At 71.9% G+C, this 12,784-nt stretch carries 12 protein-coding genes; 5 read left to right on the forward strand and 7 right to left on the reverse strand.

Annotation, left to right across the window (positions count from 1 at the left end; all coding sequences use genetic code 11):
* Window positions 1–72 precede the first annotated feature (72 nt).
* From ACQ86L_RS03830 to zapE, 5 genes are all read right to left on the reverse strand, one after another.
* The gene (locus ACQ86L_RS03830; RefSeq protein ID WP_434317752.1) at window positions 73–1,365 is read right to left on the reverse strand and encodes an O-acetylhomoserine aminocarboxypropyltransferase/cysteine synthase family protein; all 1,293 of its coding nucleotides are present in this window, start codon (window positions 1,363–1,365) and stop codon (window positions 73–75) included.
* Window positions 1,366–1,419: 54 nt separating this feature from the next.
* The gene (locus ACQ86L_RS03835) at window positions 1,420–1,836 is read right to left on the reverse strand and encodes a type II toxin-antitoxin system PemK/MazF family toxin (RefSeq protein WP_434317753.1); all 417 of its coding nucleotides are present in this window, start codon (window positions 1,834–1,836) and stop codon (window positions 1,420–1,422) included.
* A gap of 70 nt (window positions 1,837–1,906) precedes the next feature.
* Entirely contained in the window at window positions 1,907–3,124 is a 1,218-nt protein-coding gene (locus tag ACQ86L_RS03840) for an ammonium transporter (RefSeq protein ID WP_434317754.1), read from the reverse strand.
* A gap of 112 nt (window positions 3,125–3,236) precedes the next feature.
* Entirely contained in the window at window positions 3,237–4,511 is a 1,275-nt protein-coding gene (locus ACQ86L_RS03845; protein WP_434317755.1) for an ammonium transporter, read from the reverse strand.
* Window positions 4,512–4,719: 208 nt separating this feature from the next.
* Entirely contained in the window at window positions 4,720–5,775 is a 1,056-nt protein-coding gene (gene zapE / locus ACQ86L_RS03850) for a cell division protein ZapE (RefSeq protein ID WP_434317756.1), read from the reverse strand.
* Window positions 5,776–5,901: 126 nt separating this feature from the next.
* Here zapE and ACQ86L_RS03855 point away from each other — a divergent pair, with 126 nt between their 5' ends.
* Window positions 5,902–6,819: a sulfurtransferase gene (locus ACQ86L_RS03855; RefSeq protein ID WP_434317757.1), complete on the forward strand. Its 918-nt coding sequence runs from the start codon at window positions 5,902–5,904 to the stop codon at window positions 6,817–6,819.
* 34 nt (window positions 6,820–6,853) lie between these two features.
* Entirely contained in the window at window positions 6,854–7,291 is a 438-nt protein-coding gene (locus tag ACQ86L_RS03860; protein WP_382459857.1) for a SufE family protein, read from the forward strand.
* Between the two features lie 15 nt (window positions 7,292–7,306).
* Here ACQ86L_RS03860 and ACQ86L_RS03865 read toward each other — a convergent pair whose 3' ends face one another.
* On the reverse strand, window positions 7,307–8,368 hold the full coding sequence (locus ACQ86L_RS03865) for a S66 family peptidase (RefSeq protein WP_434317758.1): 1,062 nt from the start codon (window positions 8,366–8,368) through the stop codon (window positions 7,307–7,309).
* Window positions 8,365–9,573 carry an alpha/beta hydrolase family protein gene (locus tag ACQ86L_RS03870; RefSeq protein ID WP_434317759.1) on the reverse strand — a complete coding sequence of 403 codons (1,209 nt, stop codon included), beginning with the start codon at window positions 9,571–9,573 and terminating at the stop codon, window positions 8,365–8,367. The genes ACQ86L_RS03865 and ACQ86L_RS03870 overlap by 4 nt, the downstream gene beginning before the upstream one ends.
* A gap of 101 nt (window positions 9,574–9,674) precedes the next feature.
* Here ACQ86L_RS03870 and ACQ86L_RS03875 point away from each other — a divergent pair, with 101 nt between their 5' ends.
* The 3 genes from ACQ86L_RS03875 to ACQ86L_RS03885 all read left to right on the forward strand — a co-directional run bounded on the left by ACQ86L_RS03875 (window position 9,675) and on the right by ACQ86L_RS03885 (window position 12,780).
* A complete protein-coding gene (locus ACQ86L_RS03875; RefSeq protein WP_434317760.1) occupies window positions 9,675–10,310 on the forward strand; it encodes a DUF3000 domain-containing protein in 636 nt (211 codons plus the stop codon).
* Complete coding sequence (locus ACQ86L_RS03880; protein ID WP_434317761.1) at window positions 10,303–11,499, forward strand: HRDC domain-containing protein; 1,197 nt, start codon at window positions 10,303–10,305, stop codon at window positions 11,497–11,499. Before ACQ86L_RS03875 ends, ACQ86L_RS03880 begins: the two co-directional genes overlap by 8 nt.
* Window positions 11,500–11,571: 72 nt before the next feature.
* Window positions 11,572–12,780 (forward strand): thiolase family protein, encoded by a 1,209-nt coding sequence (locus ACQ86L_RS03885; RefSeq protein WP_434317762.1) that lies wholly within the window; start codon window positions 11,572–11,574, stop codon window positions 12,778–12,780.
* Window positions 12,781–12,784 lie beyond the last annotated feature (4 nt).

Raw genomic sequence — 12,784 nt, forward strand, 5'->3', positions numbered from 1 at the left:
CACTCGCGATTCGGCACGAATGTCGCGAAACGGCGGCGCATTCGCGCGATTCGGCACGAATGTCGCGCGGCGCTACGCCTCGAGGGCGTGCTGGAGGTCGGCGATGATGTCGCGGGGGCTCTCGATCCCGATGGACAAGCGCACCAGCCCGGGAGTGATCCCGGCCTCCAGCCGCTCCTCCTCGGTCAGCTTCGCGTGGATGGTGCTGCCCAGGTGGATGGCCAGCGAGCGCACGTCGCCGATGTGCGTCATCGGGCTGACCAGCTCCAGCGCGTCGAGGAACCGCTGCGCCGCCGCCCGGCCGCCGGCGAGGTCGATGGACACGATGGAGCCGGCGCCATTCGGCAGGTACTTCGCCGCGAGCGCGTGGAACGGGTCGTCCGCCAGCCCCGGATAGAACACCCGCGCCACCTCCGGCCGCCCTGCCAGGAACTCCGCCACCGCCTGCGCGTTCGCCACGTGCCGGTCCATCCGCACCGACAGCGTCTCGATGCCGTGCAGCAGCAGGAACGTACTCATCGGCGGCACCGTCGGCCCGTACTCCAGCACGATCACCGCGCGCAGGTAGGCCAGGAACGCGCCCGCGCCGAACCGCTCCACGAACGAGGCCACCCCGGGCCGCGGCGGCTCGGTGAGCTGCGGGAAGCGCTCCGCGTGCGCCGCCCAGTCGAACCGGCCGCCGTCGACCACGGCACCGCCGATCACCGATCCGTGACCGGACAGCCACTTGGAGGTCGAGTGCACGACGATGTCGGCGCCGTCCTCGATCGGCCGCCAGAGGTACGGCGTCGGCACGGTGTTGTCGACCACCAGCGGGACGCCGGCCGCGTGCGCGATCCCGGCCAGCCGCTCGATGTCGACCACCTGGTTCAGCGGGTTGGGCAGCGTCTCCGTGTAGACGGCCTTCGTGTTCGGCCGGAACCGCGCCGCCCACTCCGCGTCGGACGCGTCGTCGGCCACGTACTCGAACGCGATCCCCTGCCGCTTCAGGATGCCGCGGAACATCTCCCGCGTCCCCTCGTACAGCGACCGGGTGGCGAGGATGTGGTCGCCCGCCTCGGCGAGCGCGTTGATCGCCGCGGCGATGGCGGCCTGCCCGCTGGAGACCACGATCCCGTCGACGCCGCCCTCCAGGTCGGCGATGCGCCGCCCCGCGACGGCGTTGGTCGGGTTGTCGTTGCGCGAGTACGCACGGTAGCGGCTGCGTCCGGCGAAGCGCTCCTCGCCGTCGTCGAAGTCGTCGAAGACATAGCCGGCGGTCTGGTAGATCGGGGTGACGCGGGCGCGGGTCTCGGCGTCGACCACCGCTCCGGCGTGGATCTGCCGGGTCTCGAAGTCGAGCGGGCGCGAACAGTCGTCAGGCATGCCGACACTGTAGTGACGAAGTCCGGGAGCCGTGCACTCGGCGTTCACCGTTCGTCACGGACGCCGCTCAGCTCCAGCCGTACCGCGTCCGCAGCGCGTTGCGGACGGTCGCGAACCGGCGCGCGTCGAGGGCGGCAGCCTCCTGCGCATCCCGGTGCGGTGCACGCGGAACACCCGGTCGAGCCGGACGAAGCTCGCCCGGCCCTGGCCGTCCCAGTCGCCCGCGCCGATCGCCAGGTACTCGGGACGCCCGGGATGCGCCTGGCTGGTCAGCGCGACCGCGATCAGGGCGCCGGACGGCTCTGCCGCCACCACGAGCACCGGGCGGTCCTTGCCGCGCCCGTCGTTCTCCTCGTACGGCACCCAGGTCCAGACGATCTCGCCGGGGTCGGGCTCGCCGTCCGTCTTGGGGTTGTACGAGGTGCGGAGGCCCTTCAGCCGGCGCGGGTCGACCTGGACCGTCGCGTTCACGCCGCCGCGCCCCGGCTCGAGCCCTGCGATGCGTGCGGGGCGGGCAGGCGCGAACCGGGAGGCGGGCCGTTCAGTCTTTCGCGCCGCTGGCCGGAACAGTCGTGCGATCGCGTCGAGGAGTCGGCTCACTCGTGGCACGATAGCGGATCCGGGTGAGGCCCACCGTGAAGCGCAGCGCCAGCGCCACCAGCACCGACACCAGGAACGAGCCGATCAGCACCGAGAACCCCGCGATCGCCTGCGCCGTGAACAGGTCGAAGTTGCCGCTGTCCACCATCCCGCCGCCCGCGGCGAACAGCCCGAGGTAGAGCAGGCCGACCATGCTCGCGACCGTCACGATCACGATCAGCGCCATCGAGGCGCCGAACCGCGCCCGCGCGGCCAGGTCGACCATCGTCGCACACGCCACCGCCGCGATGGCGCCGAGCAGCAGCGACCAGCCGACGGTCAGCACCCCGGCCGCCGGTGTGATCGCCACGAGCCCGGAGAAGGCGCCGCACAGCGCGCTCACCGTGGTGGGCCGCCGCAGCAGCACCCGGTCCACGACCATCCAGGCCAGGCAGCCCCCGGCGGAGGCGAGGAACGCGTTGATCGCGATCAGGCCGGTGTAGGAGTCCACGGCCCCCTCCGAGCCGACGACCAGCCCGAGCCAGCCGACCCAGAGCAGCGTCCCGCCGATGGCGATGGCCGGGAAGCTGCGCCGCTCGGGTGGCCGGTGCTCGCCGCGCCCGCACGCCAGGATGACCCCGGCGGCCGCCGCGCCCGCCGCGACGCCGATGGGCAGCGCTCCCCCGAAGTCGATCACGCCGAGCACGCCGGTCGCCCAGCCGTCGTCCAGCGCGAACACCGCGTAGCCGGCCGGGTACAGCACCAGCACCGACCAGAGCACGGTGAAGACCAGCCAGGCGCGCAGCGTGATCCGCGACGCGACGGCGACGCCCACGATCGCGACCGACACCGAGGCCGCCGCGAGGATCGCCCCCGCTTTGGCCAGGGCGTACAGGTCGGGCCGGTGCGACGCCGCCCCGAGGCCGGCGGCGAGGTCGAACGACGGAGCGCCGAGCACGTGCGCCAGCAACGGCCGTCCCGCGAGCATCCCGTAGCCGCCCGCCACCCCGAGCAGGATGGTCGCCGCCGTGCCGGTCAGGGCGAACTTCATGGCACGGGAGGTCGTGGAGCGCCCGCCGAGGCCGCCGACGAAGAACGCGAGGCCGAACGGGACGAGGAGCGTGAGCGCCCCGCAGACGAACAGCAGCAGGGTGTCGACCTGCTCGCTCGTGGCGGTCATCCCGCTCCCTTCCGCCCCAATGCAAGCAATACCTTAGCGGCCGTGCGCACGCGGAACGGGGCGCCGCCCGCAGGCGGCACCCCGTTCCCGGATGCTCGATGGTGCGTGTCGGTCACACCGGCTCGAGCGAGTAGCCCTCCTCGCCGTGCACGACCGTGTCGACGCCGGCCAGCTCGTCCTCGTTCTTGATCCGGAAGCCCATCGTCTTCTGGATGACCCAGCCGATCGCCAAGGCCAGGACGAAGGAGTAGATCATGACGCTGAACGCGCCGAGCGCCTGCGCTCCGAGCTGGAGCAGGCTTCCGCCGTACCAGAGGCTGGAGAACGGCTTGGTGGGGTCGCCGTCGACGTGGGTGAAGCCGAAGACACCGATCCAGAGCGTTCCGATCAGACCGCCGATGAGGTGGATGCCGACCACGTCGAGCGAGTCGTCGAAGCCGAGCTTGAACTTCAGGTCGATGGCGATGGCACAGACCGCGCCGGCGACCAGGCCGAGCAGGATGGCGAAGCCCGGGGTCAGGATGTTACAGGCCGGGGTGATCGCGACCAGGCCGGCGACCGCACCCGACGCCGCACCGATGGAGGTCGGCTTGCCGTCCTTGATCTTCTCGACGATCAGCCAGCCGATGGTCGCGGCGGCCGGGGCGGCGAGCGTGTTGATCCAGGCGATCGCGGCGACACCGTCGACCGCGGCCTCCGACCCGGCGTTGAAGCCGAACCAGCCGAACCACAGCAGCGCGGCGCCGAGGAGGGTGAGCGGCACGTTGTGCGGCTTGCTCATGCCCTTCTGGAAGCCGACGCGCTTGCCGAGCACCAGGGCGAGGGCGAGGCCCGCCGCACCGGCGTTGATGTGCACCGCGGTGCCGCCGGCGAAGTCGTTCACGTGCAGGATGGAGGCGATCCAGCCCTGCGACAGGTTGAACACCCAGAACGCGACCGGGAAGTACACGACCGTCACCCAGACGCCGGCGAACACCATCCACGCGCCGAACTTGGCGCGGTCGGCGATGGCGCCGGAGATCAGGGCCACGGTGATGATGGCGAAGGTGGCCTGGAACCCGGCGAAGGCGAGGCCGCCGAGGTCGGGGGTCATGCCGTCCTTGCCCATCAGGCTGGACAGGAACCAGTCCGGCGTGCCGAGCACGTGCGGGATCAGCGGCTGGCCGAACGAGAGCCCGTAGCCGTAGACGACCCAGAGCACGCCGACGATGGCCATCGCGCCGAAGCTCATCATCATCATGGACACGACGCTCTTCGCGCGGACCATGCCGCCATAGAAGAATGCGACGCCGGGGGTCATCAACAGGACGAGGGCGGCGGCGACGAGCAACCACAGGGAGTTCACGGTCCCTGTCGTTGCGTAGTCCGCTGCTGTGTGCAACACCATGCGAGTCTCTACCTCTCTGTGCGACGCCCTTGGGATGGGTTCGGACTCATCGGAGCCGGGTCGGGCGCTTCGGGGTGGAGCCAGTCTGATCGTGCGAGGTTTCGGCCGCAGGATGCTCGTGTTTCGCGGGTGTTACGCATCCCTGCGTTGTGTAAACAGTCTGTTTCGCCGCCGTGCGAATGTCCGGGGCGGGCGCAGGGAGGGAGCCCTACTCGTCGTGCGGCGGCAGTTCGCCGGCGGTCAGCGCGATCATGCGCGACACCGAGCGGAGGTACTTCTTGCGATAGCCGCCACCCAGCATCTCGTCGTCGAACACGTCGCTGAGCGGGGTGCCGGTCTGGACGATGGGGATCTCCGCGTCGTAGACACGGTCGATGAACGCGACCAGCCGGAGGGCCGCCATCTGGTCGTGCAGCACGTGGACGTCGGAGAGGCCGATGACGTCCACCCCGTCGAGCATCTTGATGTAGCGCGACGGGTGCACCGTGGCGAGGTGGGCGATGAGGCCGTCGAACGTGTCGCTCGTGGCCGTCTCGCCGCGGGCGGCGAGCGCCGCCAGCATCCGCTCGTACTGCCCGGCGTCGACGCTGACCGCCGCACCCGACGTGTCGCGCCGGCGGTAGTCGAGGCCGTCGATGCGCAGGGTCTGGAAGTTGGCGGAGAGCGACTGGATCTCGCGCAGGAAGTCGCTCGCCGCGAACCGGCCCTCGCCGAGCGCGTTCGGCGGCGTGTTGCTCGTGGCCGCGATGCGGGTGCCGGAGGCGACCAGCTCGCCCAGCATCCGCGTCATCATCATGGTGTCGCCCGGGTCGTCGAGCTCGAACTCGTCGATGCAGATCAGGGTGGAGCCGCGCAGGAGGTCCACGGCGCCCGCGTAGCCGAGCGCGCCGACCAGGGCGGTGTACTCGATGAAGGTGCCGAAGTACTTGGGGCCGGGCGCCTCGTGCCAGAGCGCGGCCAGGAGGTGGGTCTTGCCGACGCCGAACCCGCCGTCGAGGTAGACGCCCGGCTTCATGGCCTCCACCTTCTTGCGACTGCGGCTGAACAGCCCGGCCGGGCGCTGCGGCTCCCACGACTTGGCGAACAGCTTGAGCGTGGCCACGGCCTCCGACTGCGACGGGTAGTCGTGGTCGGGCCGGTACGAGTCGAAGGTGGCGTGCTCGAACTGCGACGGCGGCACCAGGCTCGCCGCGATTTCGGCGCCGGTGATCGCCGGCGAGCGGTCCGCGAGGCGGGGCAGGGCTCCGGTCGTCTCGATCGTCATGTGGATGCGCACCTTTGAGTGTGAAGAAGTGTTGACGGGACGTTCGTCACCCGCTGCGGGCCGCGTAGCCTGGACTCCTGGCCCGCGATTTCGCAGGCTCCCAGCCTAACCCGGAGGATCAGCAGCATGGCCATCGCCCCCGACCCCTCGACCGACTTCGCCGGCTACGCGCACCCCGAACGGCTGGTGAGCACCGAGTGGCTGGCCGAGCACCTCGGCGAACCCGGTCTGGTCGTGGTCGAGTCCGACGAGGACGTCCTGCTCTACGACACCGGCCACATCCCCGGCTCGGTCAAGATCGACTGGCACACCGACCTCAACGACCCCGTGGTCCGCGACTACGTCAGCCCGGAGCGGTTCGCCGAGCTGCTCGGCGCGAAGGGCATCGCCCGCGACACCACCGTCGTCATCTACGGCGACAAGAACAACTGGTGGGCCGCCTACGCGCTCTGGGTGTTCACCCTGTTCGGCCACGAGGACGTCCGTCTGCTCGACGGCGGCCGGGACAAGTGGATCGCGGAGGGCCGCGAGCTCACCCGCGAGGTGCCGGCGCCCGCCCCGGTCGAGTACCCGGTGGTGGAGCGCGACGACCACACCATCCGCGCCTTCAAGGACGACGTGCTCGCGCACCTCGGGCTGGTCCAATCGGGGAGAGGGGCCCTGATCGACGTCCGCTCGCCCGAGGAGTACAGCGGCGAGCGCACCGAGATCCCCGGCTACCCCACCGAGGGCGCGCTGCGCGCCGGCCACATCCCGTCGGCTGCGTCCGTGCCGTGGGCGCGCGCCGCCGCCCCCGACGCCACCTTCAAGCGCCGCGCCGACCTGGAGGCCATCTACCTCGGCGACGCCGGCCTGAAGCCCGGCGACGAGGTGGTGGCGTACTGCCGCATCGGCGAGCGCTCCAGCCACACCTGGTTCGTGCTGACGCACCTGCTCGGCTTCGAGAACGTCCGCAACTACGACGGCTCGTGGACCGAGTGGGGCTCGGCAGTCCGCGTCCCGATCGTGACGGGGACGGAGCCGGGCGAAGTCCCCGCACACTGACCCTGCCCACCCCGCACGAAGGTAGCCTTAAAGGATGACCGCCCTCACCGGCACGCTCGCCGAGATCCGCGACGACTTCCAGGCGCTGGAGCAGAACGACCGCCTGCAGTTGCTGCTGGAGTTCTCCGACGAGCTGCCCGACCTCCCGGAGCGCTATCGCGACCACCCCGACCTGCTGGAGCGGGTCGAGGAGTGCCAGGCGCCGGTCTACATCTTCGTGGAGGTGGACGAGCACGACATCGTCCACCTCTTCGCCACGGCCCCGCAGGAGGCCCCCACCACCCGCGGCTTCGCGTCGATCCTCGTCCAGGGCCTCGCCGGGCTCACGGCCGACGAGGTCCTCGCGGTGCCCGACGACTTCCCGAACACCCTCGGCCTCACGCAGGCGGTGTCGCCGCTGCGCCTGCGCGGGATGTCGGCGCTCCTGGGGCGCGCGAAGCGGCAGGTGCGGGCGAAGGTGGCGGCGGCGTAGCCCAGTCGGCCCGGCTCAGCCGCGGCGGTAGTCGGCGAACACCCGGCGGTTCTCGCCGTCGAGGGTGACCCGGCCGCCGTACGGCACGATCCACTGCGGAGAGGTGTGCCCGAACGGCACGCCGACGCACACCACCGCCTCCGGGTTGTACTCGGCGACGGTCTCGACGACGGCGTCGCGCTGCGCATCCCGGAGCCGCCGGCGCTCGTCCGCGTCCGGCCGGTGCTCGAACGTGCTCACCGGCGGCCGCGCCGCCAGCACGCCCGCCAGAGGCGCGAGCAGCCCGCGCTCGCCCAGGGCGCGCAGCGTGTAGCGCACCCAGTGCGCCGGCGGCGTCAGCTCGCTCGTCTCCACCAGCAGCACGGCGCCCTCCAGCGCCGACGGCGGGAACGGGAAGCGGTCGGCGAGCAGGATCCAGTCCACGACTTCGAGGCAGCCGCCCCACGTCGGGCCGGTCACGCGGCGCGCCGGACCTGTCCACGCGAATCCCTCGGTCGGCTCGCGCTCCCCCGTCTCCGTCAGGGCCCGCGGGTCGCCCCAGTCGGTGCCGAAGTCCTCCGACTCGCCCGGGTCGGTCAGCTCGATCGGGTCGCCGCCGAGCAGGGCGGCGCGCAGCGAGCGGAGGTGGATGTCGTGCACGCGCGGACCCGGCCCCAGGTTCACCTGCGTGCTGCCGCCGTAGAACCCGACGATACCCGCCGACCACAGCCAGTTCAGGAGGCTGGTGTTGTCGCTGTAGCCGAGGAACGGCTTCGGATCGGCCAGCACGGCCTCCCGGTCGAGGTGCGGGATCACCCGCACCTGGTCGTCGCCGCCGATGGTCGCCAGCACCGCCCGGATGCCCGGGTCCGCGAAGGCGGCGTTCAGGTCACGCGCCCGCTCCTGCGGCGTCGCGCCGAGCTGCCGGGTGGTCGGGTACTCGACCGGCACCAGCCCGGTCAGCTCCTGAAGCCTCCGCAGCGCCTGCTCGTGCACGGCCGGCCACCTCCCGGGCGCGGCGAACGACGGCGACAGCACCGCCACCCGGTCCCCTGGCCGGGCCGCCGGCGGCACGACGGGGCGATGCGCCGCCGTCACGCCCGCTCGTCCAGCCACTCCCGCACGGCCGCCGTCCACTTCGCCTCGTCGTAGTTCCAGAGCTTGGTGTGCAGTGCGACCGTGAACGGCACGAACGTCACGATGTCGCTGCGCGCCGCGGCGAGCGCGCGCGAGGCCGTGTCCGGCACGAAGCCGTCGTCCTGGCTGTGCAGGATGAGCATCGGGAGGCTGAGGTCGGCCGCCCGTGCCACGAAGTCCATGCTGCGCAGGTCGATCGGGGCGCCCTGCCCGGTGATCGGCCCGCTCCAGTTGGAGGCGATCAGCCGCATCGCGCCCTGGGCGATCGCGTCGGGGAGGCGCAGCATGTTCGCCTGGAACTCGAGCGTGTCGATCCAGTCGACGACGGGCGACTCCAGCACCACGCCGCTCACCAGGTCGAGGTTCTCGGAGCGCGTGACCGTCTGCAGCACCACCGCGCCGCCCATCGACCAGCCCATGAGCACGATCGAGCGCGCGCCGTGGTCCGCGGCGTACCGGATCGCGGCGTCGATGTCGCGCCACTCGGTGCCGCCGAGCCCGTACCGGCGGTCGGCGCTCTCCGGGGCGTCGCCGTCGTTGCGGTAGGAGGCCAGCAGGCAGGTGTACCCGGCGGCGTGGAACGTCGGGACCGCGCGCAACCCCTCCTGCCGCGTCGCGCCCCAGCCGTGCACCTGGACGACCCAGCGGTCGCCCTCCGCAGAATCGTCGGCTTCGGAGTCGCCGGCCGGGAACACCCACGCCGGCGCCTGCCCGAGGTCCGTCTCGATCTCCACGCTCTCCACCGGCAGCCCGAGCTCCTCCGGCTCCAGGTAGTAGTAGCCGCTGATCCGCGCCCGCCCGGGCCCGAGCTCCCCGAAGTGGACGCGCTCCAGCTCGCGGACGACGCTGCCGTCCGTGGTCTCCAGGAGCCCGCCGAGCTTGGCGTAGCCCGATTCCGACCCGAACCACAGCCCGAAGCGCCCCGGCATCGCCGAGTCCGGCGTCCGCTTGAGCGTGATGGCGCCGAGCGCCTCGTCCACGTCGCGCACGAACTCGCGCTGCGGCCGGCGGCGGACGGGAGTGATCACGGTCCTGGCAACCCGCGCCACCGCGTAGGCGGCGGACGCCGCGGCGACCAGCGCGATTCCGCCTGCTATGGCCGCGCCGACGCCGAGCGCCTTCCCGAGTGCCCCGTTCCCGCCCGATCCGCTGCTCGTGCTCGCCATGCCCGACAGCGTAGCCGTGCCCGCGGGCCGCCGCCCTCAGGAGTCCGCCAGGCGGCGTGCCTTACTGTCGCACGCCCTCGAACCCTTCTAGTGTTCGTAGCGTGTCGACACCCACTTCGACCCCGCCGCAGCTGCCCGGGGACCCGCACCAGCCCAGGGAGCCGCACCTGCCCAGGGAGTATGCGTCGGCGCTGGAGTCCATCCGCGCTGCGACGTCGCGGCCCGAGCTCGTGATCACGGAGATCCCGGCTCCCGCGCAGCTGGCGCCGTACTCCATCGCGCTCGCGGCGGACGTGCGGCCCGCGCGGCACGGTGACGACTCGGACCTCGGCACCGGACGCTTCATCCTGCTCTACGACCCCGACGAGCCGGAGGCCTGGGGCGGCCCGTTCCGCATCGTCTGCTTCGCGCAGGCCCCGCTGGAGACCGACATCGGACTCGACCCGTTCCTCGCCGACGTGGCGTGGTCCTGGCTGGTCGACGCGCTCGACGCCCGGCACGCCAAGTACACCGCCGCCAGCGGCACCGCGACCAAGATCATCTCCACCGGCTTCGGCGAGCTCGCCGCCCAGGGCGACGGCGCCCAGATCGAGCTGCGCGCCTCCTGGAGCCCGCTGGAGACCGACATCGCGGCCCATGTGGAGGGCTGGGGCGAGCTGCTCTGCATGCTGGCCGGCCTGCCGCCGACGGGCGAAGGGGTGAGCCTGCTGAGCACGAGACGGACACCGCGTGGCTGAACACACCGTCATCGACACCCGCGACGGCTACCGGGAGGCCGTGGACCTCATCGTCGCGGGCGAGGGGCCGATCGCGGTCGACGCCGAGCGGGCGAGCGGCTTCCGCTACTCGCAGCGCGCGTACCTCATCCAGATGTTCCGCCGCGGCGCCGGCACCTTCCTCTTCGACCCGCCCGCGGTCGGCCGGTTCGACGAGCTCAATGAGGCGATCGCCGGCGACGAGTGGGTGCTGCACGCGGCGACCCAGGACCTCACCTGCCTGCGCGAGGTCGGCCTCGACCCGGTCAGCATCTTCGACACCGAGCTGGCCGCTCGCCTGCTCGGGATGCCGCGCGTCGGCCTCGGCACCGTCGTGGAGGAGCTGCTCGGCATCCACCTCGCCAAGGAGCACAGCGCCGCCGACTGGTCGACCCGGCCGCTGCCCGAGCCGTGGCTGCAGTACGCCGCCCTCGACGTCGAGCTGCTGCCCGACCTGCGCGACGCGATCGCCGGGCTGCTCGCGGAGGCCGGCAAGACCGACATCGCCCGCCAGGAGTTCGCCGACGAGCTCACCCGCGAGCTGGTCGTCCCGCGCCACGAGCCCTGGCGGCGGCTGTCCGGCATCCACTCGATCCGGGGCCTCCGCAACCTCGCCGCCGCACGCGAGCTGTGGCTGAGCCGGGACGCGCTCGCCCAGCAGCTCGACGTCGCGCCCGGCCGGCTCGTCCCCGACGCCTCCCTGACCGCCGCCGCCAAGGCGATGCCCGACTCCAAGCGCGCCCTCGCCGCCATGCGCGAGTTCACCGGCCGCGCCAGCCGCACCGAGCTGGACCGCTGGTGGAACGCGATCGAGGCAGGCCGCACGACCGACGACCTCCCCGTCCTGCGCGGCACCGGCGACAGCCTCCCGCCGCCCCGGGCCTGGGCAGACCGCAACCCGGAGGCCGACGCCCGGCTCAAGGCCGCGCGCGCCGCTCTGACGACCCTTGCCGAGGAGCTCTCGCTCCCGCTGGAGAACCTGCTCACCCCCGACACGCTGCGCCGCGTCGCCTGGGCTCCGCCGGCCGACGTCACCCCGCCGGCCGTCGCCGACGCGCTCGCCCAGCACGGCGCGCGGCGCTGGCAGATTGAGGCAACCTCACAGGCAATCGCCCAGGCGTTTGTGGAAAGCAGCCAAACGCCCGGCGACGCGTCCGAAGCCGCTTCGTAGAAAGAATCAAACGATTCCACTGCGGCGTTCGGGCCTCCTTAGGATCGTCAGCGACCTGATTTGGGAGGCACTGTGGCCGATAGAACGGATGTCGTGTTCGTCGACGGAGTCCGCACTCCGTTTGGACGTGCGGGCGAAAAAGGGCAGTACTGGAACACTCGCGCCGACGACCTGGTCGTCAAGGCCATGATCGGCCTGCTGGAGCGGAATCCGAACGTGCCCAAGGAGCGCATCGACGATGTCGCCATCGCGGCGACGACGCAGCAGGGCGACCAGGGCCTGACCCTGGGCCGCACCGCAGCGCTCCTGGCCGGGCTGCCGAAGTCGGTGCCCGGTTTCGCGATCGACCGGATGTGCGCCGGCGCGATGACCAGCGTCACCACGCTCGGCTCCGGCATCGCGTTCGGCAGCTACGACCTGGTGATCGCCGGCGGTGTGGAGCACATGGGCCGGCACCCGATGGGCTTCGGCGCCGACCCGAACCCGCGCTTCCTGTCGGAGCGCATGGTCGCCGAGGACGCGCTCAACATGGGCATGACCGCCGAGCGCATCCACGACCGGTTCCCCGCGCTCACCAAGGAGCGCTCCGACCGGTTCGCCCTCGGCAGCCAGCAGAAGACCGCCGCCGCCTACGCCGCGGGCAAGCTGCAGCCGGACCTCGTGCCCGTCGCCATCCGCTCGGAGCAGGGCTGGGGCCTCGCCACGCAGGACGAGGGCATGCGCCCGGAGACCACGATGGCGGGCCTCGCCACGCTGAAGACCCCGTTCCGCCCGCACGGCCGGGTGACCGCGGGCAACGCGTCGCCGCTGACCGACGGCGCGACCGCGAGCCTGCTGGCGTCCTCCGACGCCGTGAAGGAGTTCGGCCTGACGCCCAAGATGCGCATGGTCAGCTTCGCGTTCGCCGGCGTCGAGCCGGAGATCATGGGCATCGGCCCGGTCCCGTCCACCGAGAAGGCGCTCCGGAAGGCCGGCCTGACCATCGAGGACATCGGCCTGTTCGAGCTGAACGAGGCGTTCGCCATCCAGGTGCTGTCGTTCCTCGACCACTTCGGCATCGACGACGCCGACCCCCGCGTCAACAAGTGGGGCGGCGCCATCGCGATCGGCCACCCGCTCGCCGCGAGCGGCGTGCGCCTGATGATCCAGCTCGCCCGCCAGTTCGAGGAGCACCCGGAGGTCCGCTACGGACTCACCGCGATGTGCGTCGGCCTCGGCCAGGGCGGCACCGTGATCTGGGAGAACCCCCACTACAGCAAGCGCGCGGCGAAGAAGGGCTGAGCAC

Origin of the sequence: Leifsonia sp. P73, from assembly GCF_051059105.1 — a bacterium.
Lineage (GTDB): Bacteria > Actinomycetota > Actinomycetes > Actinomycetales > Microbacteriaceae > Leifsonia.

Excerpts from the sequence above, each read along its gene's own strand:
- ACQ86L_RS03830 (WP_434317752.1), bottom strand. The coding sequence starts at position 1,365 with ATGCCTGACGACTGTTCGCGCCCGCTCGACTTCGAGACCCGGCAGATC.
- ACQ86L_RS03855 (WP_434317757.1), top strand. The coding sequence starts at position 5,902 with ATGGCCATCGCCCCCGACCCCTCGACCGACTTCGCCGGCTACGCGCAC.
- zapE (WP_434317756.1), bottom strand. The coding sequence starts at position 5,775 with ATGACGATCGAGACGACCGGAGCCCTGCCCCGCCTCGCGGACCGCTCG.
- ACQ86L_RS03845 (WP_434317755.1), bottom strand. The coding sequence starts at position 4,511 with ATGGTGTTGCACACAGCAGCGGACTACGCAACGACAGGGACCGTGAAC.
- ACQ86L_RS03840 (WP_434317754.1), bottom strand. The coding sequence starts at position 3,124 with ATGACCGCCACGAGCGAGCAGGTCGACACCCTGCTGCTGTTCGTCTGC.
- ACQ86L_RS03860 (WP_382459857.1), top strand. The coding sequence starts at position 6,854 with ATGACCGCCCTCACCGGCACGCTCGCCGAGATCCGCGACGACTTCCAG.
- ACQ86L_RS03870 (WP_434317759.1), bottom strand. The coding sequence starts at position 9,573 with ATGGCGAGCACGAGCAGCGGATCGGGCGGGAACGGGGCACTCGGGAAG.